The organism is Kitasatospora xanthocidica (genome assembly GCF_014656195.1).
In the GTDB taxonomy this organism is placed as follows: domain Bacteria; phylum Actinomycetota; class Actinomycetes; order Streptomycetales; family Streptomycetaceae; genus Kitasatospora; species Kitasatospora xanthocidica.
This window is the reverse complement of sequence record NZ_BNBY01000014.1, coordinates 13,068-34,965: the sequence shown is the minus strand read 5'-3', so window position 1 is coordinate 34,965 and position 21,898 is coordinate 13,068. Positions and strand designations below refer to the sequence as shown.

The 21,898-nt window shown below is 74.6% G+C and carries 20 protein-coding genes; 7 read left to right on the top strand and 13 right to left on the bottom strand.

The features are described 5' to 3' along the window. Nucleotides 1-33 precede the first annotated feature (33 nt). From IE332_RS23600 to IE332_RS23570, 7 genes are all read right to left on the bottom strand, one after another. Entirely contained in the window at nt 34-1,818 is a 1,785-nt protein-coding gene (locus IE332_RS23600; protein WP_189919850.1) for an ABC transporter ATP-binding protein, read from the bottom strand. 72 nt (nt 1,819-1,890) lie between these two features. Beyond that, the gene (locus IE332_RS23595) at nt 1,891-2,175 is read right to left on the bottom strand and encodes a helix-turn-helix domain-containing protein (RefSeq protein WP_189919848.1); all 285 of its coding nucleotides are present in this window, start codon (nt 2,173-2,175) and stop codon (nt 1,891-1,893) included. Between the two features lie 103 nt (nt 2,176-2,278). Next, complete coding sequence (locus IE332_RS23590) at nt 2,279-3,208, bottom strand: hypothetical protein (RefSeq protein WP_189919846.1); 930 nt, start codon at nt 3,206-3,208, stop codon at nt 2,279-2,281. After that, the gene (locus tag IE332_RS23585; RefSeq protein WP_189919844.1) at nt 3,205-3,819 is read right to left on the bottom strand and encodes a flavoprotein; all 615 of its coding nucleotides are present in this window, start codon (nt 3,817-3,819) and stop codon (nt 3,205-3,207) included. The genes IE332_RS23590 and IE332_RS23585 overlap by 4 nt, the downstream gene beginning before the upstream one ends. Then, nucleotides 3,816-4,787: an LLM class flavin-dependent oxidoreductase gene (locus IE332_RS23580; RefSeq protein WP_229928854.1), complete on the bottom strand. Its 972-nt coding sequence runs from the start codon at nt 4,785-4,787 to the stop codon at nt 3,816-3,818. Before IE332_RS23580 ends, IE332_RS23585 begins: the two co-directional genes overlap by 4 nt. A 49-nt stretch (nt 4,788-4,836) precedes the next feature. Next, the gene (locus IE332_RS23575) at nt 4,837-6,099 is read right to left on the bottom strand and encodes a M16 family metallopeptidase (protein WP_189919840.1); all 1,263 of its coding nucleotides are present in this window, start codon (nt 6,097-6,099) and stop codon (nt 4,837-4,839) included. Further along, the gene (locus IE332_RS23570; protein ID WP_268256599.1) at nt 6,099-7,367 is read right to left on the bottom strand and encodes a M16 family metallopeptidase; all 1,269 of its coding nucleotides are present in this window, start codon (nt 7,365-7,367) and stop codon (nt 6,099-6,101) included. The genes IE332_RS23575 and IE332_RS23570 overlap by 1 nt, the downstream gene beginning before the upstream one ends. A gap of 203 nt (nt 7,368-7,570) precedes the next feature. Here IE332_RS23570 and lxmK point away from each other — a divergent pair, with 203 nt between their 5' ends. The 3 genes from lxmK to IE332_RS23555 are packed head-to-tail and all read left to right on the top strand — an operon-like array spanning nt 7,571 to nt 10,910. Continuing rightward, the gene (gene lxmK / locus IE332_RS23565; protein WP_189919836.1) at nt 7,571-8,629 is read left to right on the top strand and encodes a class V lanthionine synthetase subunit LxmK; all 1,059 of its coding nucleotides are present in this window, start codon (nt 7,571-7,573) and stop codon (nt 8,627-8,629) included. A 1-nt stretch (nt 8,630) separates the two neighbouring features. Then, nucleotides 8,631-9,596 (top strand): T3SS effector HopA1 family protein, encoded by a 966-nt coding sequence (locus IE332_RS23560; RefSeq protein WP_189919834.1) that lies wholly within the window; start codon nt 8,631-8,633, stop codon nt 9,594-9,596. 36 nt (nt 9,597-9,632) lie between these two features. Then, the gene (locus tag IE332_RS23555; protein ID WP_189919832.1) at nt 9,633-10,910 is read left to right on the top strand and encodes an NAD(P)/FAD-dependent oxidoreductase; all 1,278 of its coding nucleotides are present in this window, start codon (nt 9,633-9,635) and stop codon (nt 10,908-10,910) included. Nucleotides 10,911-10,941: 31 nt separating this feature from the next. On the opposite strand, the gene IE332_RS23550 is transcribed toward IE332_RS23555, so the two are convergent. Continuing rightward, nucleotides 10,942-11,913: a hypothetical protein gene (locus IE332_RS23550; RefSeq protein ID WP_189919830.1), complete on the bottom strand. Its 972-nt coding sequence runs from the start codon at nt 11,911-11,913 to the stop codon at nt 10,942-10,944. Nucleotides 11,914-12,102: 189 nt separating this feature from the next. Here IE332_RS23550 and IE332_RS23545 point away from each other — a divergent pair, with 189 nt between their 5' ends. Then, nucleotides 12,103-14,604 carry a helicase C-terminal domain-containing protein gene (locus IE332_RS23545; protein ID WP_189919827.1) on the top strand — a complete coding sequence of 834 codons (2,502 nt, stop codon included), beginning with the start codon at nt 12,103-12,105 and terminating at the stop codon, nt 14,602-14,604. A gap of 65 nt (nt 14,605-14,669) precedes the next feature. On the opposite strand, the gene IE332_RS23540 is transcribed toward IE332_RS23545, so the two are convergent. Next, nucleotides 14,670-14,921, bottom strand: a complete 252-nt coding sequence (locus IE332_RS23540) for a hypothetical protein (RefSeq protein ID WP_030057082.1) — start codon at nt 14,919-14,921, stop codon at nt 14,670-14,672. A 105-nt stretch (nt 14,922-15,026) separates the two neighbouring features. Between IE332_RS23540 and IE332_RS23535 the strand changes: the two genes are divergently transcribed. Both IE332_RS23535 and IE332_RS23530 read left to right on the top strand, forming a co-directional pair. Beyond that, complete coding sequence (locus IE332_RS23535) at nt 15,027-15,431, top strand: hypothetical protein (protein WP_189919825.1); 405 nt, start codon at nt 15,027-15,029, stop codon at nt 15,429-15,431. Nucleotides 15,432-15,513: 82 nt separating this feature from the next. After that, on the top strand, nt 15,514-17,151 hold the full coding sequence (locus IE332_RS23530; RefSeq protein WP_189919823.1) for a DNA repair helicase XPB: 1,638 nt from the start codon (nt 15,514-15,516) through the stop codon (nt 17,149-17,151). 18 nt (nt 17,152-17,169) lie between these two features. Here the strand turns inward: IE332_RS23530 and IE332_RS23525 are convergent, their stop codons facing one another. After that, on the bottom strand, nt 17,170-17,331 hold the full coding sequence (locus tag IE332_RS23525; protein WP_189919821.1) for a hypothetical protein: 162 nt from the start codon (nt 17,329-17,331) through the stop codon (nt 17,170-17,172). Nucleotides 17,332-17,644: 313 nt separating this feature from the next. Between IE332_RS23525 and IE332_RS23520 the strand changes: the two genes are divergently transcribed. Then, nucleotides 17,645-19,696: a HelD family protein gene (locus tag IE332_RS23520; RefSeq protein WP_229928852.1), complete on the top strand. Its 2,052-nt coding sequence runs from the start codon at nt 17,645-17,647 to the stop codon at nt 19,694-19,696. A 41-nt stretch (nt 19,697-19,737) separates the two neighbouring features. Here IE332_RS23520 and IE332_RS23515 read toward each other — a convergent pair whose 3' ends face one another. The 3 genes from IE332_RS23515 to IE332_RS23505 all read right to left on the bottom strand — a co-directional run bounded on the left by IE332_RS23515 (nt 19,738) and on the right by IE332_RS23505 (nt 21,885). Then, nucleotides 19,738-20,424 carry a copper homeostasis protein CutC gene (locus tag IE332_RS23515; protein ID WP_189919819.1) on the bottom strand — a complete coding sequence of 229 codons (687 nt, stop codon included), beginning with the start codon at nt 20,422-20,424 and terminating at the stop codon, nt 19,738-19,740. Nucleotides 20,425-20,548: 124 nt separating this feature from the next. Beyond that, nucleotides 20,549-21,505: a hypothetical protein gene (locus IE332_RS23510; RefSeq protein WP_189919817.1), complete on the bottom strand. Its 957-nt coding sequence runs from the start codon at nt 21,503-21,505 to the stop codon at nt 20,549-20,551. Continuing rightward, nucleotides 21,502-21,885, bottom strand: a complete 384-nt coding sequence (locus IE332_RS23505) for a PadR family transcriptional regulator (RefSeq protein WP_189919815.1) — start codon at nt 21,883-21,885, stop codon at nt 21,502-21,504. The genes IE332_RS23510 and IE332_RS23505 overlap by 4 nt, the downstream gene beginning before the upstream one ends. Nucleotides 21,886-21,898: the final 13 nt, after the last annotated feature.

Below are 21,898 nucleotides of genomic sequence, written 5' to 3'. Positions count from 1 at the left end.
GGTCGAACCGCAGGCGCCGCACCCGTGTCCGGATCAGCCGACGGCGACCGGCTCCATCGCGAACACCGCCTGGGCGGCGACCAGTTCCCGGTACGGGAGGCAGCGCTCCATGAGCGTCGCGTGGTCGGCCGCGTCCACCACACCGCCCTGGTTCATGACCACGACCTGACGGGCGTGCTGAACGGTCGAGAGGCGGTGCGCCACGATGACCACGCAGCGGCTGGCGGCCAACTGGTCCACGATCTGCCGGAAACGGTGCTCGTTGAGACCGTCCAGCTGGCTGGTCGGCTCGTCCAGCAGCACGATCTCGGCGTCCGACAGCAGGGCCCGGGCCAGGGCCATGCGCTGGCGCTGTCCGCCGGACAGGTTGGTCTCCCGGCCGAGCGGGGTGTCGAGGCCCTGCGGAAGGGCCGCGACGTCCGCGCCGAGGGCCACCGCGTCGAGGACCCGCTCCAGCTCCTCGTCCGAGGCCGGCCCGGACCGGCCGAGCTGGAGGTTCTCCCGGACGGTCGCCTCCAGCTGGGTGAACTCCTGGTCCACGTAGGCGATCCTGGCCCTGAGCGCGTCGAGCGGCCAGCGGCCGGTGTCGTGCCCGAGCACCTCGATGCGGCCCCCGGACGGCGTGACGAACCGGTCGATCAGCGACAGGACGGTGCTCTTCCCCGCCCCGGAGGAGCCCACGATCGCGGTCAGCCCCACCCGTCCGGCGCGCAGCGAGACCCGGTCCAGGGCGGCCGAGGTGGCCTGCGGGTAGCTGAAGGACACCGCGTCGAACACCACGGCGTCGGCGTCCGGCACCGGCACCGGCGCGGCGAGGTCCGCCGAGGCCCCGGCCTCCGCCGGCAGCGCCAGCAGCTCGTTGCACCGGTCACGGGCCGCCAGCCCCGCCTGCAGCCGGCCGACTGCGGTCGTGAGGGCCGTCGCCGGAGCCAGGGTCTGCACCAGGTACAGCAGGAACGCCGCGAAGTCGGCCATGCCCAGCTGCCCCGCGACCATCCGGGCCCCGCCGGTGACGACCACGGCGATCATGGCCGACTGGTTGGCCAGGGCCGTCGCCGACGGCACCAGCGCCTCCAGCTTCGCCCCGCGCAGCGAGACGCGGCGCAGCTCGTCGGCGTCGCGCTCCAGGGCGTTCGCCGCCATGCCCTCGGCCCGGTAGGCCTTGATCGTCGTCAGCGCCTGCAGGCTCGCGGCGAAACGCTGGGCGATGTGACCGACCGCCGTCTGCTGCAGGACGAAGTTCGAGCGCAGCCGCGTCATCACCCAGGACAGCACCAGGCTCACCACGGCCATCGCCGCGACGGTGACCAGGGTCAGTATCCAGTCGATCCAGACCATCACACCGAGCGTGGCCAGCACCGTGACCGCGGCCAGCGGCAGCTGCGCGCCCACGTCCACGACCTGGCGCAGCACCACGGCGTCGGAGGTGATGCGCGCGGTCAGCTCGCCCGCCCCCTGGGCCCTGGCCGTGGCCATCGGCAGGCGCAGCCCGTGCGCCATGATCCGGGCCCGGATCCGCAGGACCATGCGCTCACCGGCGCGTGAGATCAGGTAGCCGGCCGACGCCTGGCCGACCGCACTGGCCACGGCGGCGAGGCACATCAGCGCCACGGGCACCCAGATCGCCTGGTGCCCGGCGAAGTCCATGACGATCTGCCGCAGCAGCAGCGGCACGGACAGGGACGCGGCGGTGGCCACCAGCGCGAGGCCCAGGGCGGCGGCGAACTGCCCCGGCATCCTGGCCAGTTCCCGGCGCAGGCTGATCGGTCTGGTGCCGCCGTTCGGCGGTGACTGCTCGTCCGGATCGATGACCGGCATGGCGGTTTCCTCTCAGTCGGAAGGGGGGTGGGCGGGCGGCCCGGCGAGCACGCGACGGGGCGTCAGGGGGCGTCAGTACGAGCGCGAGCGCAGCGCCAGGTGCGCCTCGCCCAGGGCGGCCTTCAGGGCGCTGATCTCGCCGAGCAGTTCCCGTTCGCGCCGGGACGCCTCACTGCGCCGGCCCCGCCGGTGCAGGCTTTCGTGACCGCCGTCGATGAACTGGCGGCGCCACACCGACACGGCCTGCGGGGAGACCCCGGCCTGTCGGGCGGCCGCGGACAGGGTGATCCGGTGGGCGAGCAGGTCCAGGACGATGCGTGACTTCTCTTCGGGCGACGGCTTGGGATCTCGTGGCACGGGCGGAGGCCTCCGGCAGGTGGTCTCTGGGTCTGGGGCGTGTCTTGTGGATCACTGCCGGGCCGGCCTGTCCGACAAGATCCACAAGACACGCCCTGGCTCCTCAGACGGGGGCGGTGGCGTCGACGAGGGTCGCCAGCATGGGGCCGTAGCCGTCGAGCTGGGCGTCCCAGCCGACGTACGCGGCGAAGTCCCGGGCGTGCGCGGCGACGCGCGCCAGGACCGCCGCGGCCAGGACCTCGGGGTCCAGCCCCGGGCCGTAGTGGGCGAGGAACTGGTTGCGCAGGGTCTGCACGGCGGGCCAGCCGACGCCGGAGCGCTCGGCCGCCATCCCGTACTCGGTGAGTTCGCCCAGCAGGCACCCCACGTCGGCCTCGGGCCGGCCCAGTGCGCCGTCGCCGCCGGACAGGACGCACACCGCGGGCCTGGCGCCGTCGTCGGCCGCCACGACGCCGCCCAGGGAGAACCAGCCGTGCAGGACGGTGCGGCGCTCGCCGGGGCCGGGGTGGAGGACCCAGTGCACCAGCTCCGTCAGCCGCCCCCACCTCAGGGGGCCGAGGTCCTCCCGCAGCCGCCGGTGGAAGTCGCCCGCGGCTCCCGGGCCCGACCCGTCGGCCAGCCAGTCGCGCAGCCTGACCAGGTACCCGGGCGGGGGCAGGGCCGGCCCCGGCGGTGGCGGCTGGTCGTGCAGGGCCCGCAGCTGCCGGCCGAGTCCGCCGGCCAGGCGCCGCAGCCGGGCGGTCGCCGCTCCGGGCCCGGACTCCAGCAGCGCGGCCGCGCTGCTGGAGCCGGAGACCTCCCAGCGGTACTCGTCCGGTGTGGCCACCGACGGGACGGCGAAGCGGACGTCGTCGCCGGAGGCCCGCGCCAGCGCAGCCAGGAAGGCGGCGTCCGGCAGAGCGAATCCGCCGTCGCGCAGGGGCCCGGGAAAGCGCTGCCAGCGCACCGTGCCGTCGGACCGCCCGGTGACGGCGGTGCGGACCATGCCGGTGCCGAACTCGGCGATCACCCGCTCGCCGGCCCCGGGGCTCATGCCGGACCCCCGGCCCAGGCGCGCATATCCTCCAGCGCGGCGATGGCGTTGGGCAGCAGCGCCGCCGTGCCGATGCCCTCCGCCCCGGTCGACAGGCTCATCCCGGGGATCGGCGGGAGCACCGTCACGTTGTCGCGCTCGGACAGCTCCGCGACGTGGCGCCGGTAGGCGGGGTTGTGGTGGCCGCCGGGCGGCAGCGCCGGGCACACGACGACCGGCGCCCGGGTGCACTGCAGCGCGAGCAGCGTGGGCGTGTCGGCGAGGCCCTGGGAGAACCGGGCCACGAAGTGCATGGTGGCCGGGTGGACCAGGACGGTGTCGGGCCACTGGGCGAGTTCGACGTGCAGGGCGCGGTCGGGCTCGTCCGGCCACCGGTCCACCACGGGCAGACCGCCGCCGCCGGCCGCGGCGGCCGCCGTGGAGCCGACGAAGCGCCGCGCCGACGCCGTCACGACGGCGCGGACCTCGGTCCGCGGATAGTTGGCGCGCAGCCACGAGAGCCACATCGGCAGGAACATGGCCTGCACCCCGCCGGTGGTGACGTACAGCAGTCGCCTGCCCGCGAACTCGGGGGCGCTCCCGTCGGCCAGGGCCGCTGACGGCGTCGTCACCGGGCTCGCCTCCCGACCGCCGCCAGGATCGCCGAGAGGTCGCGCACGGCGGCACCGACCCCTTCGGTGATGTGCACGCCGCCGACGTTGACGATGACCTCGTCCACGCCCGCCGCGCGGTAGTCGTCGAGCCGGTCGGCGATCTCCTCCGGGGTGCCGGTGGCCATGACCCCGTGCTCCACCAGCAGTTCGGCCCCGGTCCGCGGGTCGGCGGGGTCGGCGGGGACACCGGCCTGGTTGAGCATGTCGGTGTAGTGCGGGGCCGCCAGGTGGTTGCCCACGGCGTGGAAGGCGGTGACGGCCAGGTCCCGCCTCGGCCGGGCGACGGCGCACTGCACGACGGCGGCCAGTCGGGGCTTGGGTCGCTGGGCCGCGGCGGCCGCCTCGGTGATGGCCGGGACGATCCGCTCGCGCAGGTAGGCGGGCGGCGTGAGCCAGGTGATCGCCCAGTCGGCGACCTCCCCGGCGAGCCGCGCCATCGGCTCGCGCAGCACGCCCAGGCCCAGCTGCACCGGTGGTGCCTCGACGTCGGGCAGTTCCAGGCCCTCGGTGGCCCACGGACCGTCCGGAGCGGCGAACCTGCCGCCCTCCAGCAGCGTCCGCACGACGGTGGCGTAACGGCGGGTGGTGGCGATCGGGCGCGGGTACGGCGCACCGAGCATGCTGCGCTGCAGGGCGGCGGCGCCGGGACCGATGCCGGCCACGTAGGGCTGACCGGACAGCATCGCCACCGAGCGGGCGTTGACGGCAGCGGTCAGCGGATGGCACAGCGGCATCACGGTCACCGCGGAGCCGTACGAGAGGTCCAGGCCCGTGGCGGACAGTGCGGCGAAGACGTGGTGCGTCTCGATGCTGAGCGACTGCCCGAGCCACAGCCGGCGGCCCGAGGCCGATTCGGCGAGGCGGGCGTAGGAGGTCACCGAGCCCATGTCGGTGACCATGACGGGGTAGAAAACGCTGGTGGACATGCGGGGCTTCATCCCTCCACGGGGTCTGGTGGTGCCGGGCGGCCGGGTGTCAGCGCCGGCCGGTCGGCACGGCTGCCGAGTCGGTGCAGACGACGCCGCGCAGGTGCTCCAGCCGCATCCGCGACGCGGCGCGCCGGACGTCCTCGGCGGTGAGCGAGGCCATGTGCGCGGGAAGGTCCGCGATGTCCGTCAACGGCATCCCGAGCGTCAGGAACGACAGCAGGCAGGCGGCGCGACTGCTCTGCGCACCGAGGTTCAGCACGTACTTGCCGGTCATGTGGCCGACCGCGTCGCGCAGTTCCGCCGCGGTCGGGCCGTCGTCCGCGAAGCGGTCGAGGATCTCGCCGAGCCGGGCCACGGCCTCGGGTACGGCGCCGGCGCCGACGTCCGCCTCGATCGCGAACACGTCGCCGTCCAGGTGGTCGCCGACGGACGCCGCCGTGCGGTAGGCGAGACCGCGCTCCTCGCGCAGCACCGTGTTGATCCGCGAGGCGAAGGAGCCGCCCAGGATCAGCGCGGCGATCTGATCGGCGGCGAAGGACCGCAGCTCCCGCCGGGACGACGCCTCGGCCGCCAGCCGGATGTGGGCCTGCGGCCAGCCGTCGCGGTGCCGGGTGCGCACCTCGGCCGGCCCGGGGCGGAGCGGCGGGCGCGGGACCGTCGCACGCTCCTCGCCGTCCCCGGGCGTCCAGGCGGCCAAGTGCTCTTCGAGGACGTCGAGTTGCTCGCGGCCGACGCGGTCGCCGACGACGACGAGGTACGCGTCGCGCGGGGACACGGCGCGGGCGTGGGCGGCGTTCACGTCCCGCGCCGTGACCTCGACGATCGCCGCCGGGTCCGGTGCGGGGTTCAGGAAGGCGGGCAGGGCGCCGTAGTAGTCCTCCCACAGCAGGCGGGCCGACTGGACGGCCGGCTGCGCGGCGGCCAGGGAGGCCTGCTGGGCCGCCCGCGACGCCGCCCGGCGCACCTGCTCCTCGGTGTACCCGGCGGTGACCGCGTCGGCCAGCGTCCGCGCCAGCAGCGGCAGTCGGTCGCCCAGGCAGACCAGGGACAGGAACAGCCAGGTGCCGCGGCGCGCCACCGACACCGCGCCCCCGTGCTGCTCGAAGCGGGCGCAGGCGGGAAGGTCGGGCCAGCACGCGGCCAGTACGTCGAACACCGCGCCGTCCGCGTCCCGGCGGACCGGGATCGGGACCGCGAGGTGGGCCTGCACCAGCGGAGTGGTCGACAGCCCGGAGGCGACCAGTGTCAGCCCGCCCGGCAGTCGGCGGGTCGTCAGTTCCGGCAGCTCGGGCAGTGTGCGCGAGTCCATCACCGGTCTCCCTTCGGGACGAGATTGAGCACCGCGCGGCCCTCGGGCCGGCACACGGCGGCCGCGGCGGCGGCGAGGGAGCCCGCGTCCGTCGCGGCGACGGCACGGGCCAGGTCCTCGGCGATGCCCGGCCGGTCGAAGAGCAGCGCGCCCCGCGCGAGGAACCGCACCCGGTAGGCCAGCGAATCGAGGTTCTGGTAGAGCTCGGTGACGGCGGCCGCCTGGGCCTGCGCGACCTCCGCCTCGCCCGCTCCCCCCGACGCGACCTCGGCGCACTGTTCCTCGATCGTGGCCAGCGCGGCCCCGGCCGCCCCCTGCGGGTGGTGGGCCACCACGACGAAGGTGTCCGGGTCCTTGGCGACCAGGGGCCCGAACAGCCCGACGGAGGAGTCGACCACGGCGCCCAGGGGGGCGAAGGCGCGGCGCAGCCGGGAGCTGGAGGCCCCGGTCAGCAGCCGTGAGAGCAGGACGAACGCGGCGTAGCCGGCGAGGTCGGCCCTCGCGTCCGGCAGGCGGCACCCGAGCGCGAGGGCCGGCCGGGGGGCCAGCGCGTCCTCACAGGTCGCGGTCCGCGTGGTGGGGGCGGGCGGCTCGGTGATGTCGATCGGCTCCGGGACGGGGCGGGGCTCGAGCGGGCCGAAGCAGCGCTCGGCCAGGGCGAGGCCCTGCCCGGGTTCGACCGCGCCGCACACGGCGAGCACCGCGTTGCCCGGGGCGTAGTGGCGGGAGTAGAAGTCGACGCACTCCTCCACCGAGGCCGCGTCCAGGTCGGCGGTCTCCCCGTAGCCGTTGTGCGTGTTCTGCCACTTGTCGTAGAGCACCGAGGGCAGCGGGATCCACGGGAAGCCGCCGTACGGACGACCCGCCACCTGCAGGCGGATCTCCTCCTTGACCACGTCACGCTGGGTGGCGAAGTTGCGTTCCGTCACGGCGAGGCGGGACATCCGGTCCGCCTCCAGCTCCAGCACCTCGCGCAGGGCCGCGGCGGGAACCACCTGGTGGTAGTCGGTCACGTCCGGGAACGTGTTGCCGTTGACGAACCCGCCGTACGCCTGGACCCGCGCGAAATGCTCCCCGCCGGCGACGTTCGCGGAACCCTGGAACATCATGTGCTCGAAGAGGTGGGCGAATCCGGACCGGGTGACGGTCTCGGTTCGGAAACCGACCCCGTAATTCACCGATATTCCCACTCCGGTGACGCCGGGGATGCTCTGTTCGACAACGCGCAATCCGTTGCCGAGTGTCAATTGTTCGATGGACTCCGGCATGGTGGAGATGACAGCACGCGCCCCGTGGACGGGCAAGCATTACTTGCGCCGGATCCGACATATCCGCAGGTCAGACCCACCTCAAGGGGTCGACGAGTCAAAGAACCCGGAAAGTTGAGCGTTGTCGCCCGGCACCCGGCCTGCCTAAGGTGCGGAGCATGGTGAATATCCGCGAACGGGGAAAGCTCCCCCGATTTCAGCCGGTGGACCTGAAGACGGTTCCGCACGTCGACGCGTTTCTCGGAAGCCTCGGCCTCGGCCCCCTCGACCCGGACACGGTAAGCGCCACGGGAGGCCGCAACAACAACTGGTCGGGAACCACCGGGAACGGAACACCCGTATTCGTCAAACAACTCCTGGCGGGGGACCGGGACGACCGCCTGCGCCGCACCGTCGGCGCCGCCGGGGCGATCCGGGAGGAACCGCTCACGCCGCGCCTCATCGGCGCGGACGCCGACCACGCGCTCCTGGTGTTCGAGCAGATCCCGGACAGCACCAGCGGAGCGCAGCTGGCCCTCGACGAGTCCTTCGACGAGGGGCTGTGCGCCCGCGCCGGGACGGCGGTGGCCGCCTTCCACGGCCTCCGGGCCCCGGACTTCGAGACGAGCGAGCACCCGCTGCCGCCGGTGGGCCTGCTCGACGCCCTGCCCCTCGAACACTACGGCCGGGCCTCGGCGGCCGAGCTGGCGATGTGGCGGCTGCTGCACGCGGACGCGCAGATCATCGAGGCCCTCAAGGCGCTGCGCCGGGCCGACACCCCGGACGGCACCACCCGCTGCCCCGTCCACGGCGACCTGCGGCTGGACCAGTTCCTGCTGGCCGGCGACCAGCTCCACCTGACCGACTTCGAGGAGGCCCGGCTCGGCGACCCCGCCCGCGACGTCGGCGCCTTCGCCGGGGAGTGGCTGTTCCAGGCGGCCGCCGGGCTCCCGGCGAAGCTCGCGGCCTCCTCCTCCTTCGGGCACGTCGCCACGCACGAGGAGATCATCGCCGCCGGCGCCGCCGAGATCGAGCGCCACGCACCGCTGGTCCGCGCCTTCTACCGCGCCTACCTGGCCGCCGCACCGGCCGCGATCACCGCGGACGCCGACCTCCCCGTACGGGCCGCCGCCTACGCCGGCTGGCACATGATCGACCGCATGCTGGCGGCCGCCGACAGCGCCAGCCAGCTCTCCCCGGTCAACAAGGCCGCCGCCGGCATCGGACGCACCGTGCTGCTCTCCCCGGCCGACTTCACCTCGACCCTCGGACTGGAGGCCTGACGTGCTCGGACAACTGCAACTGGCCCGCGACGTGCGGGACCTCATCGGGCGGGTCACCGTCGCGCCCGGCGCGCTGACGGCGGAGACCGCCGGAGAGACCTACGAGGAGGAGACCTCCCAGGCCCTCGCCCGCCGCCTCGGCGCCGCCCTCTACCAGACCCTCCACACCGGACGCGACAAGCCGCTCGACGGCGCCCGCCGCAGCTTCCGCGAACCGGACTTCGACGCGCTCCTGAACGACGCCACCGGCCCGCTCAGCACCCCGACGAGCGCACAGGTCCTCCTCGCCGAGGAGGCCCACACCCTGGTCCTGCTGGACGGGCTGCGCGTGCGCGTCCCGCACGAGAAGCTCGCCGAGCAGCCCGACGGCTCGGTCAAGGTCCTCGTGCCCGGTGCCCGCCCCGGCCTCTCCCCCGGCTTCTTCTACGTCACCTCCGGCCACGGCGCCGTCATCCGCAGCGGCCCGATGCTCCGCCTGTACGCGCGCCTGGACACCCCCGACGTCGCCCCCGACGTCTGGCGCGCGCTGATGACCTTCCTCGGGCAGGTCGACACCCCCTGGCACGCCAAGATCTCGTCCTCGCGGCTGCTCTACCCCCGCAACGACGCCGTCGTGGTGTACCTGCCGCGCCCGAGCTGGCGTCAGGCCCGCCCCATCGCCGAGGCGCTGCAGGCAACCGGTCTGCTCGGCCGGGGCACCTCCCCCTTCACCCAGCCGATCACCGAATCGGTCGGCTGCGCGTTCGAGCCCGACGATCCCCGCCCGACCCGGCGGGACCTCAGCTTCGGGCAGCACCGCACCCAGGTCTTCGCCGACGCCCTGATCCAGCACGCCCTCCTGGAGGACGGCGAGGAGGAGCCCGTCGAGGAGATCGTCTCCGCCGCGTTCATCGACGCGGGGATCGACCCGGCCATGCCGGCCCGCAACCTCACCTCGCCCGTCGTCGACGTCCTCCGCGGCTACTGACCCCGCCCCACTCCACCCCTGAAAGGCCCGAACGCAATGACTGGAACCAAGCAGTACGACGTCGTCGTGGTGGGCGGCGGCCCGGCCGGATCGACCGCCGCGAGCTTCCTCGCCAAGGCGGGCCGCAGCGTCCTGGTCCTGGAGCGCGAGCGGTTCCCCCGCTACCACATCGGCGAGTCCCTGGTCACGGGCATGTCGCCGATGCTGGAGGAACTCGGCGTCCTGGACGAGTGCGAGCGCCGCTTCCAGCGCAAGACCGGCATCAACCTCAAGTGGGGCAAGGACCCGCAGCCCTGGCGCTCCGACTTCAGCCAGGCCATCGGCGGCCACGACCACACCTGGCACGTGCGCCGCGACGAGTTCGACCAGCTCCTCCTCGACAACGCCCGCGAGCTCGGCGCCGACGTCATCGAGGAAGCCCACGTCACCGAGGTCCTGACCGACGAGACCGGCACCGTCACCGGCGTCGTCTACACCCACCAGGGCACCAAGCACCGGGTCACCAGCCGGTACGTGGTCGACGCCTCCGGGCAGAGCCGGACCGTCACCCGCAAGCTCACCGGCGTCACCTGGCAGGAGGACCTGCGCAACGTCGCCGTCTGGACCTATTTCGAGGGCTACACGCCGATCGACGACCCCTACGACATCATGGTCGAAGCCCTCGACCAGGGCGGCTGGATCTGGGGCATCCCGCTGTCCGACAACCAGCTGAGCATGGGCTACGTCCTCCCCGCCGACCAGCTCTCCGAGGCCACCCGCGCCGGCCGGAGCCAGCAGGAGGTCTTCGAGCAGGGCATCGCCAACAGCACCATCGCCAGGACCATGGTCGAGAAGGCCACCCGGACCGGCGAGATGCACACCGCCCGCGACTGGTCCCACGTCAGCGACAGCTTCCACGGCCCCGGCTGGGTCGCCGTCGGCGACACCGCCGCGTTCATCGACCCGCTCTTCTCCTCCGGCGTCTGGCTGGGCACCTCCGGAGCCTGGCTCGCGGCCCGCGCCATCAACGCCGCCCTCGACAACCCGAAGGACGCCGACCAGGCCCTCGGCAACTTCGACGCGGTCTACCGCCGCCTCTACGACGACATCCTCGCCTACGTCCGGTTCTTCATGGACCCGACCCGGCTCCGCGAGGAGTACATGGAGCGTGCCCAGGGCATCGGCCGCACCTACATCGAGAACTCCCGGGTCGGCTTCATCACCCTCATCTCCGGCGTCAAGGCGCTCCCCGAGCTGGTCAGCTTCGACCCGATGGGGGAGGAGGGCATGCTGGAGGTCATCCACGAGGTCGCGACCGCGGCCGCGGCCCGCTGAACCCTCCCCGCCGACCGTCCCGCCGCCCGCCTCAGCCCTGCTGCTGCGGCGGGCGGCGGCGCAGGCCGAGCAGCAGCAGGACCACCGCGGAGATCACCGCCGACACCCGCAGCACGTTCGGGGCCGAGGTCCAGCCGATCTGTCCCAGCGGGGACCCGGACTGCAGTCCGCCGCCCTGGCCGCCGCCCTGCTTGGCGTGCCGCATCGAGAACACGGTGGTCGCGCTCATCGTGATCAGCGGGATCCCGAGGATCACGAACTTGCGCGTCAGCTCGGAGAGTTGGCGGGAGAGGTAGCCGAGCCCCCAGCCCACCAGCATGACCGGGAAGATCCCGCTGACGGCGCCGCCGACCAGCAGGGCGCTGGAGAGCAGGATCAGCGGGGACGGCTTGCGCGCCGCCGCCGCGTCCGCGCCCGCGTCCTTCCCGGCCGCCTTCGCCGCGCCCTTCCCGGCCGCCTTCCCTCCGCCGCGTCTCCCGGCCTTCTTCCCACCGGCCGCAGCCGCAGGAGCGCCCGGGGCCCCGGGCGCCGCCTTCCCCCTACCCCTGGCGAGCTTCCGCGCCTTCCGCGCCGCCTTCGGGTCCGCCACGGCCGGCACCGCCGCCGTGGCCGCCTCCGCCTCGGCGGCGGCGTCCGCCGCGCGCTGCTCGGGGATCGGCTTCGGCGCGGGCTCCGGCCCGTCCGAGAAGTCGAACACCGTCATCGTCCACGGGCCGGTGCTGCTCACCGTCGGCGGCGGGATCGCGGACGCCCGCTGCTCGGCGTCGACCGCGTCCGGCGGGTTCAGCGGGACGGACGGGATCCCGGCCGCGCTCGGCGCCGGCGGGTCGTACACGCTGTCGGGGTCCGCGGCGGGTGCCGCCGGCGGCACCGACGGCGCGGGCGGCACGGCCGGGGCGCCCGCGGAACCCGCCGCACCCCCCTGACCGGCACCGCCCTGCGCGCCGCCGTCCGAGCGCTCGCTCCACGGCCCGCTCTTGCGCCACCACTCGCCGTCCGTCATCACCGACACCCCGCCTCGCCCGGCCCGCCCGTACAGAGCGCGGCCGCCCACCGAACCGCCCTCGGCGTGACGCTACCCACCCCGCCCCCGCCGACGCGAGTCCCACCCCGAGGCCGGGCGACGCGAGTCCCACCCCGGGGCCGGGCGAGGGACACCACGCCGTCCGCACGCCCGACTAACCTAGGTCGAATGACCACACAGCAGGGCCACCAACGCCGGGGCAGGACGCCCGCCGGCCCGCGCACCCTCGCCGAGGAGCTGCGCGCCCGTCCCGACGACGCGCTCGCCGCCCTGCTGCGCTCCCGCCCGGACCTGCTGAACCCCGTCCCCGGCGACCTCACCCAGCTGTCCGCCCGGCTCTCCTCGCGCGCCTCCGCGCTGCGCGCCCTGGAGCGGCTGGACCGCTTCACCCTCCAGGCCGCCGAGGCGCTGGCCACCACCCCGGACGGCACCTCCGCGGCCACCGTCCGCTCCCTGCTGACCGGCCCCGCCAAGGTCAAGCCGCACCCCGGCGCGACCCCGCTCACCCCGGCCGACCGCTCCGCCGTCGCCACCGCCCTGCCCCGCGCGCTCGCCACCCTGCGCGACCGGGCACTGCTCTGGGGCCCGGACAACGGCCTGCGGCTGGTCCTCGCCGTGCGCGAGGCGCTCGCCCCGACCGCCGCCAACCCCGGCCGCACCGGCCTCGGCCCCACCCTCGCCGACGCCACCGTCGGCATGTCCCCGGCCCGGCTGCAGCAGCTGCTCGCCTCGGCCGGCCAGCCCGCCACCCCGGACCCGGTCACCGCCGTCGCCGCGCTCACCGCGCTGCTCACCGACCGCGCCCGCTGCGCCGCGCTGCTGGACACCGCCCCCGAGCCCGCGCTGCGGCTGCTGGACCGGCTGGTCTGGGGCCCGCCCACCGGCACCGTCCCGGACGCCGCCCGCCCGGTCACCGCCGAGGACGCGCAGAGCCCGGTCGAGTGGCTGCTCGCCCGCGGACTGCTGCTGCCCACCAGCCCCGGCAGCGTCGTGCTGCCCCGCGAACTCGCCCTGCACCTGCGCGGCGGCCGCACCCACCGCACCGTCGAACCGGTCCAGCCCGAGCCCGCGCCCGCCGCCGCCCCGCGCGATCCACAGGCTGTGGACAGCGCCGCGGCCGGCCAGGCCCACACCGCCGTCAAGACCGTCGAGGAACTGCTGGACGGCTGGGGCCTCACCCCGCCGCTCACCCTGCGGGCCGGCGGCCTCGGCGTCCGCGACCTCAAGCGCACCGCCCAGGCCCTGGAGACCACCGAGCAGCAGGCTGCCTTCTGGCTCGAACTCGCCTACACCGCGGGCCTGCTGGCCCCCGACGGCGAGGTGGACGAACGCTGGGCCCCCACCCCCGGGTACGACAGCTGGCTGCAGCTGGACACCGCCGCGCGCTGGTCCGTCCTCGCCACCGCCTGGCTCGCCGCCACCCGCGTCCCCGCCCTCACCGGCACCCCGGACGGCAAGGGCAAGCCGCGCGCCGCCCTCGGCCCCGAACTCGACCGCACCCTCGCCCCGTCGGTGCGCCGCGCCGCCCTCGCCCTGCTCGCCGAACTGCCGCCCGGCACCCCGGCCACCGCCGAGGAACTGCTCCCCACCCTGCGCTGGCAGCGCCCGCTGCGCGGCGGCCCGACCGGCCCGGACGGCCGCGACCTGCGCGAGGAGCTCACCGCCTGGACCCTCGCCGAGGCCGAACTCCTCGGCGTCACCGGCCGCGGCGCCCTCGCCGCCCCCGCCCGCGCCCTGCTCACCGCCGAGGCCGACGCCGCCGAGGTGCTCGCCCCGCTGCTCCCGCGCCCGCTCGACCACGTGATCCTCCAGCCGGACCTCACCGCGATCGCCCCCGGCCCGCTGCTCACCCCGCTCGCCCACGCGCTCGCGCTCTGCGCCGACATCGAGTCCAAGGGCGGCGCCACCGTCTACCGGTTCACCCCGGCGTCCGTCCGCCGGGCCCTCGACGCCGGGCGCACCGCCGCCGACCTGCGGACCTTCCTGGAGCAGCACAGCCGTACGCCCGTCCCGCAGCCGCTCGCCTACCTGATCGACGACGTCGCCCGCCGGCACGGCATCCTGCGGGTCGGCGCCGCCTCCTCCTACCTGCGCTGCGACGACCCGGCCCTGCTGAACGAGGTGCTCGCCGACCGCCGCTCCGCCGACCTGCGGCTGCGGCTGCTCGCCCCCACCGTCCTCGCCGCCCAGGCCGCCCCCGACGTCCTGCTCACCACGCTGCGCACCATGGGCTACGCGCCGGCCGCCGAGTCCGCCGAGGGCGACGTGCTGATCACCCGGCCGGACAGCCACCGCACCCCGCCCCGCGCGGCGCCCGTCCCGGTCCCCGACGGACCGCCCGGCCCCGACGACACCCTGCTCGCCGCCGCCATCAAGGCCATCCGGGCCGGTGACCGCGCGGCCACCGCCACCCGCCGCGAACACTCCCCCGACCCGCGCGCCCTCCCCCGCACCGCCGCCGCCGAGACCCTGGCCGCCCTGCAGACCGCCGTCCTGCTCGGCGAGCGGATGTGGATCGGCTACCTCAACGCCGAGGGCATCGCCAGTCAGCGGATCATCGACCCGGTCAAGGTCGAAGGCGGCTACGTCACCGCCTTCGACCACCACGCGGACGAACTGCGCACCTTCGCCCTGCACCGCATCACCGGCGTCGCCGAACTCGACGAGTAAGCCGCCGAACCGGACGAGGTCGCCGACCCCGACGAGCGGGGAGGGAGCAGGCCCCGCCGGGGACGTCAGTGCCCCTTCGACTCCTTCATCTTCTCCTGGACCGCCTTGTCCGCCAGGCTGCCGATCTCCCCCTGCCCGATCGGCAGCGAGCCGCCGCCGACCTGGTCGGCGATCAGGAATCCGGGAGCCGCGAGCAGGCCGCCGGGCCCCTCGCCGATGCCCGCGAGGGCGTGCGCGGAGCCGGCCGAGGAGGCGGTGGCGGCGAAGGCCGTGCCCATCAGGGCGAGGGCGGTGAGAACACGCTTCGACTTGTTCATGACCGGCTCAACGAGCGAGGCCTCCGCCGGTCACCGGCGTGCGGTTGCGCCGCCCCGGGACGCGGCGTAGTCCGGAAGGACAGGGGGTTGCGCAGAGGAGGCATCATGCTCGGCGAACTGATCGGTGAGGTCAACGGCAAGGACACCGGCCGACGGGTCATCGCGGCCGGTGACGGGCACGCGGTCGTCGAGGTGTCGTTCGCGGGCACCGCCACCTACTTCGGCGTCGAGGTCTCCGGCTTCGGCACGTACGAGACCGAGCTCCGCGCCGACGGCACGCTGTTCGGCGAGGGCCAGGGCGTCGACATGACCGCCGACGGCCAGACCGTCACCTGGCACGGCAGCGGCATCGGCCACTTCGCCGAGGGAGGCGTCGTCAAGTACCGCGGCGCGATCTTCTTCTCCACCGCCGCCCCGCAGCTGGAACGGCTCAACTCCGCCGTCGGCATCTTCGAGTTCGACACCGCCCCGGACGGCACCTCCACGGGCAAGCTGTACGAGTGGAAGTAGCCCGTCCCGGTTCTCCGCGGAATGCGCGACACTGGAGGGTCTGCGTCAATCCACCCTGTCAGCCAGTGGAGGGCTCCCCCGCGTGAACGACGGACCGCTCATCGTCCAGAGCGACAAAACTCTTCTCCTGGAGATCGACCACCCCAAGGCCTCCGACTGCCGCCGTGCCATCGCGCCGTTCGCCGAGTTGGAGCGGGCGCCCGAGCACGTGCACACGTACCGGGTGACCCCGCTCGGGCTGTGGAACGCGCGGGCGGCCGGGCACGACGCCGAGCAGGTGGTGGACGCCCTGGTGACGTACTCGCGCTACCCGGTGCCGCACGCGCTGCTGGTGGACGTGGCCGACACCATGGGCCGGTACGGCCGGCTCCAGCTGCTCAAGCACCCCACGCACGGGCTGGTGCTGGCCACCACCGACCGGCCGGTGCTGGAGGAGGTGCTGCGCTCCAAGAAGATCGCCCCGCTGGTCGGCGCCCGGGTCGACCCGGACACCGTGGTGGTGCACCCCTCCGAGCGCGGTCAGATCAAGCAGGTGCTGCTCAAACTCGGTTGGCCCGCCGAGGACTTCGCCGGGTACGTGGACGGCGAGGCGCACCCGATCGACCTGGCCGAGGACGGCTGGCAGCTGCGCCCGTACCAGTCGCAGGCCGTCGAGGGCTTCTGGCACGGCGGCTCCGGCGTCGTGGTGCTGCCCTGCGGCGCCGGCAAGACGCTGGTCGGCGCCGCCGCGATGGCGCACGCCAAGTCGACCACGCTGATCCTGGTCACCAACACCGTCTCGGCCCGGCAGTGGAAGCACGAGCTGGTCAAGCGCACCTCGCTCACCGAGGACGAGATCGGCGAGTACAGCGGGACGAGGAAGGAGATCCGCCCGGTCACCATCGCCACCTACCAGGTGATGACGACCAAGCGGAAGGGCGTCTACGCCCACCTGGAACTGTTCGACGCCCGCAACTGGGGCCTGGTCGTCTACGACGAGGTGCACCTGCTGCCCGCCCCGGTGTTCAAGTTCACCGCGGACCTCCAGGCCCGCCGCCGGCTCGGCCTGACCGCGACGCTGGTGCGCGAGGACGGCCGCGAGGGCGACGTGTTCAGCCTGATCGGCCCCAAGCGCTTCGACGCGCCGTGGAAGGAGATCGAGGCGCAGGGCTACATCGCGCCCGCCGACTGCTGCGAGGTCCGGGTCACCCTGACCGACTCCGAGCGGCTCGCCTACGCGACCGCCGAGCCGGAGGAGCGCTACCGCTTCTGCGCCACCACGGCGACCAAGCGGCGGGTGGTGGAGGCGCTGGTCAAGAAGCACGAGAAGGACCAGACGCTGATCATCGGCCAGTACATCGACCAGCTGGACGAACTCGGCGAGGTCCTGGACGCCCCGGTGATCAAGGGCGAGACCAGCAACGCCCAGCGCGAGAAGCTCTTCGACGCCTTCCGGAACAAGGAGATCAGCGTCCTGGTGGTCTCCAAGGTCGCGAACTTCTCGATCGACCTGCCCGAGGCCACGGTGGCCATCCAGGTCTCCGGGACCTTCGGCTCCCGCCAGGAGGAGGCCCAGCGCCTCGGCCGGGTGCTGCGCCCCAAGGCGGACGGCCACTCGGCCCACTTCTACTCGGTGGTCGCCCGGGACACCGTGGACCAGGACTTCGCGGCCCACCGGCAGCGCTTCCTGGCCGAGCAGGGCTACGCGTACCGGATCATCGACGCGGACGACGTGCTGTAAGCAGTCCCAGCAGCAGGCTCAGTAGCGGACACCGTCGCGCCCGAGGAAGATCACGCGCGCGGCGGTGTCCAGGGCGATGCCGACGTTGCGGACGGCGGTGCTCAGCGGGTTGCGGTGGCGCCCGTTGGCGGCGGTGGCGCCGTGCGGGCCGGTCCGGGGGGTGCGGGTCTTGGTGCTCATGTCTTCAACGGTAGGCACCCGACCGGCCGCGGGCATCACTCCAAAGGCCGTATCCGCCGCGGCGGAGGTCGTCCTCCGGGTGTACGGCGGACCCCGGACGGAAGTAGGGGGAACCCCGAGACCTGCACGGCTGGTCCCCGGGGACGGACGGGTCTAAGATCGTCCGTCTGCCCCCTCCCGAACCGTGGTACCTGCTGAAGTCCCGCAGGCAGCCGGGGGAGGCGCCGACCGCACGGCAACCGGTCGGCTGTACCCCACCGTGAGCTCCATCGATCCGCTGCGCCCGCCACCGGGGCAGCCGGGAAGGTTCGCTGTGCCCGCCACCCCCACCACCGACCCCCTCCAGCGCGAACGCGACCACCTGGCCTCGTCCCGGGCCGCGCTGCGAGCGATGCGCGAGGACGTCGAGTCGCTCGACCTGCGCGACGTGACCGGCACCTGGGTGTCCGCCGTCGTCCTCCAGAACCAGATCGAGGCCAGGATCGCCGCCCTGGCCGACCTCTCCCACACCCCGCTCTTCTTCGGCCGCCTCGACTACCTGCACGCGGTCAGCGAGGAGCTGAGTGAAGGCGGAGGAGGGGAGAACTTCTACATCGGCCGCCGCCACGTCCACGACGCCGACGGCGACCCGATGGTGATCGACTGGCGCGCGCCGGTCTCCCAGCCGTTCTACCGGGCCAGCCGCACCGAGCCGATGGACGTCGAGCGCCGCCGCCGCTTCGGCTACACCGGCGGCGAGCTCACCGCCTACGAGGACGAGCACCTCACCGACCCGGCCGAGACGGACACCACCTCCGCCCTGCTCGCCGCCGAGATCGAGAAGCCCCGCGTCGGCCCGATGCGCGACATCGTGGCCACCATCCAGCCCGAGCAGGACGAGATCGTCCGCTCGGACCTCACGGGCACCATCTGCGTCCAGGGGGCGCCGGGCACCGGGAAGACGGCCGTCGGCCTGCACCGCGTCGCCTACCTGCTGTACGCGCACCGCGAGCGCCTGGCCCGTACCGGCACCCTGGTGATCGGGCCGAACAACGCCTTCCTCTCCTACATCGAGCAGGTGCTCCCGGCCCTCGGCGAGCTGGACGTCGCCCAGGCCACCGTGCAGCAGCTGGTCGGGCACGTCGAGGTCCGGGGCGAGGACGACCCGGAGGCGGCCCGGCTGAAGGGCGACGCCCGGATGGCCGAGGTGCTGCGCCGGGCGGTGCGGGCGGGCATCTCGCTGCCCACCGAGCCCTGCGTGGTGGTCCGCGGCTCCCGCCGCTGGCGCGTCCCGGCGTACGAACTCGTCGAGATCATCGAGGAGTTGAAGGGCCGTGAGATCCGCTACGGGGCCGCCCGCGACGCCCTGCCGCAGCGCCTCGCGCACGCCGTGCTGCTGAAGATGGAGCAGGGCGGCGAGGCCCCGGACGACCGGGTGCAGGACGCGGTGGCCCGCACCACCGCGGTCAAGGCGGTGGTCAAGGAGTGCTGGCCGGCCGTCGACCCGGCCAAGCTGGTGCTGCGGCTGCTCTCCGAGCCGGAGTTCCTGGCCGAGTGCGCCGAGGGCGTGCTGACGCCCGAGGAGCAGCGGGCGGTGCTGTGGCCCAAGCCCGGACGCTCGGTGAAGACCGCCCGCTGGACACCGGCCGACGCCGTCCTGGTGGACGAGGCGACGGACCTGGTGCAGCGCACGCCCTCGCTCGGCCACGTGGTGCTGGACGAGGCGCAGGACCTCTCCCCGATGCAGTACCGCGCCGTCGGCCGCCGCTGCACCACCGGCTCGGCGACCGTCCTCGGCGACCTCGCCCAGGGCACCACCCCGTGGGCGACGGCCAGCTGGCCGGAGGCGCTGCGCCACCTGGGCAAGGCGGACGCCCACATCGAGGAGCTGACCAAGGGCTTCCGGGTGCCGGAGGAGGTCATCGTGTACGCCTCCCGGCTGCTCCCGGCGATCGCCCCGGGCCTGGCCCCGGCCACCTCGGTGCGCGAGACGCCCGGCTCGCTGACGATCCGCCCGGTCGCCGACGGGGATCCGGTCGAGGCGGCCCTGCGCGCCTGCCGGGAGGCGCTGGAGCACGAGGGCTCGACCGGCCTGATCGCCGCCGACGCCCGGATCCCGCGGCTCGCCGAGGCGCTGGCCGCGGCCGGCCTGTCGTACCTCTCCCCCGGCGACGAGACCAGCGCCGAGTCCCGGCTCACCCTCGTCCCGGCCTCGCTGGCCAAGGGTCTGGAGTACGACTACGTGGTGCTGGACGAGCCGGCCGCGGTGGTCGCCGGCGAGCCGGACGAGCGGACCGGCCTGCGGCGGCTGTACGTGGCGCTGACCCGTGCCGTCTCCGGGCTGACCGTGCTGCACGCCGAGCCGCTGCCCGAGCAGCTGCGCTGACCACGCGAAAGGGCCGGGGGAGCCGGCCCTTTCGCGGACGCTCAGGCGTCGATCCGCGCCCGCCACTCGGCGACCTTGGCCGCGTCCACCGGCGTCCGCCAGCCGTCGGCCCGCACCGCCCCGCCGACGTGGAAGGCGTCGAAGCCCTCGGCCAGCAGCCCCGCCAGGTGCTCGGCCCGCAGGCCGCCGCCGATCAGGATCCGCTGCCCGTACCCGGGCTCCCCGGCCCGGGCCAGCTCGGCCGACAGCACCGCGCGCCCGGCGTCCACGCCCGCGGCCGCGCCGGAGGTGAGGAAGGTGTCCAGCCCGGGCAGCTCGCCGACGGCGGCGCGCAGGGCGGCCCGGTCGGCGCTGTGGTCGATCGCCCGGTGGAAGGTCCAGCGGCAGCCGGCCACGGCCTCGGCGACGGCCGCGGTGGCGGCCAGGTCGACGGCGCCGTCGGCGTCGAGGAAGCCGAGGACGAACTCCTCGGCGCCCTCGGCCCGCAGGGCGGCGGCCCGGGCGCAGAGCTCGTCCAGGTCGCCGGGGGCGAAGCCGTCCCGGATCCGGAGCATGACGCGCAGCGGGAGGCCGACGGCGGCCCGGATCCGGGCGAAGTCCTCGACGGACGGGGTGAGCCCGTCGGCGGCCATGTCGGTGACCAGTTCGAGCCGGTCGGCGCCGCCCGACTCGGCGGCCTGGGCATCCTGGGGCGTCAGCGCGATGACTTCGAAAATTGGTCTAGACATATCAGTAGGTTGCCACATCCGGCCGGACCCGACGAGGGCGCACCCCCGTCCGGCCGCACCGGGACGGCGACCCCGCCGCGCCCCGCCCGGCAACCCCCGCCGCGCCCCGCCCGGGGCGAGCCCGTCAGGCCGTCCGGTGGACCGCCGCGACGGCCGGCCGCCGGCCGTACCGGTGCACCGCCACCGCCACCAGCACCAGCAGCCCCGCCGCCGGCACCGCCATCGGGAGCAGGTTCGAGACCCCGTGGGCCTCACGCCAGATGTTGAACACGCACCCCGGCCCGGTCAGCACCAGCGCCGTCATCCCCACGGCCGTCGGCACCGTCCGGCCGCGCAGCGCGGCGAAGGTCAGCAGCAGCGGGGCGACGAGCATCGCCACCACCCACCACCGGTCCAGCGGGAAGGTGGTGTCGTCCCAGTTCTGGGCCGCCTCCAGCAGTCCGCCCGCCACCGCCGCGGCCAGCACCAGCCCCGCCGTCCGCAGGGTCGGCCGGGGCAGCAGGTCGGTCGGCGCGGCGACCAGCAGCAGCGCCGCCGCCACGAAGGGCAGCGAGGCCATCCCGATGTAGCCGGACCACCACAGGTCGAAGTGCGAGGTGAACACGGCCTCGCCCAGCTGGCTCAGCCCGATGACGCCCAGCACCAGCGCGGTGGCCCGCACCGCGGTCCAGCGCCCCAGCAGGGCCGCCACCGCGAGCAGCAGCGCGGCCACCGGCGGGGCGAACGCCCGGACGTGGTTCCCCAGCGAGTCGTCCCAGGCGAGCCACCTGGTGGTCCGGTCCACGGTGGCCAGCCAGGGCACCATCGTGGCGCCGACCACCGCGCCGGCGATCATCGGCGCGGCCAGCGCGAGCAGCCGGCCGGCCGCCGAGGCGCCGGTCAGCCCGAGCCGCACCCGCAGCCCGTACACGGCCAGGCCGAGCACCTCCCGGGCGACCGCCGCACGGCCGCCCGCCGCCGTGGTGTCGGCGAACACCTCGGCCAGTTCCTCGCCGCGCTCCCGGCGGTACCGCTCCGGGTAGAGCTGCAGCGCGGCCCGCAGCGCCACCGAGGGCGCGGCACCGATCACCGGCATGGTCATGAGAGTCCTCCCCCCGACGCGGGCCGCCCCTGCGACCCGGCATTCCCCGGCAGCATCGCCCGGATCTTCGTGAGCCGGCGCTCGGCCTCGGTGGCGACCGCCCGCAGGCGCCCGGCCTCGGCGGCCAGCGCCTCCCGTCCGGCTCCGGTCAGCGCGTAGGTGCGCCGGGCCCGGCCGTCCACCACCTCTTCGGCGGCCACCTCGATCAGGCCCTGGCCGAGCAGCCGGTCGAGGGCGCCGTAGAGGGTGCCGGTGCGCATCTTGACCCGGCCGTCCGAGATCGCGGCGACCTCCTGGATGAGCGCGTAGCCGTGTCTCGGCGCGTCGGCCAGGGCGGTGAGCAGAAGCAGCGTGGGCTCCTGCATGGAGCGTTCTGTCATACGACTACATATA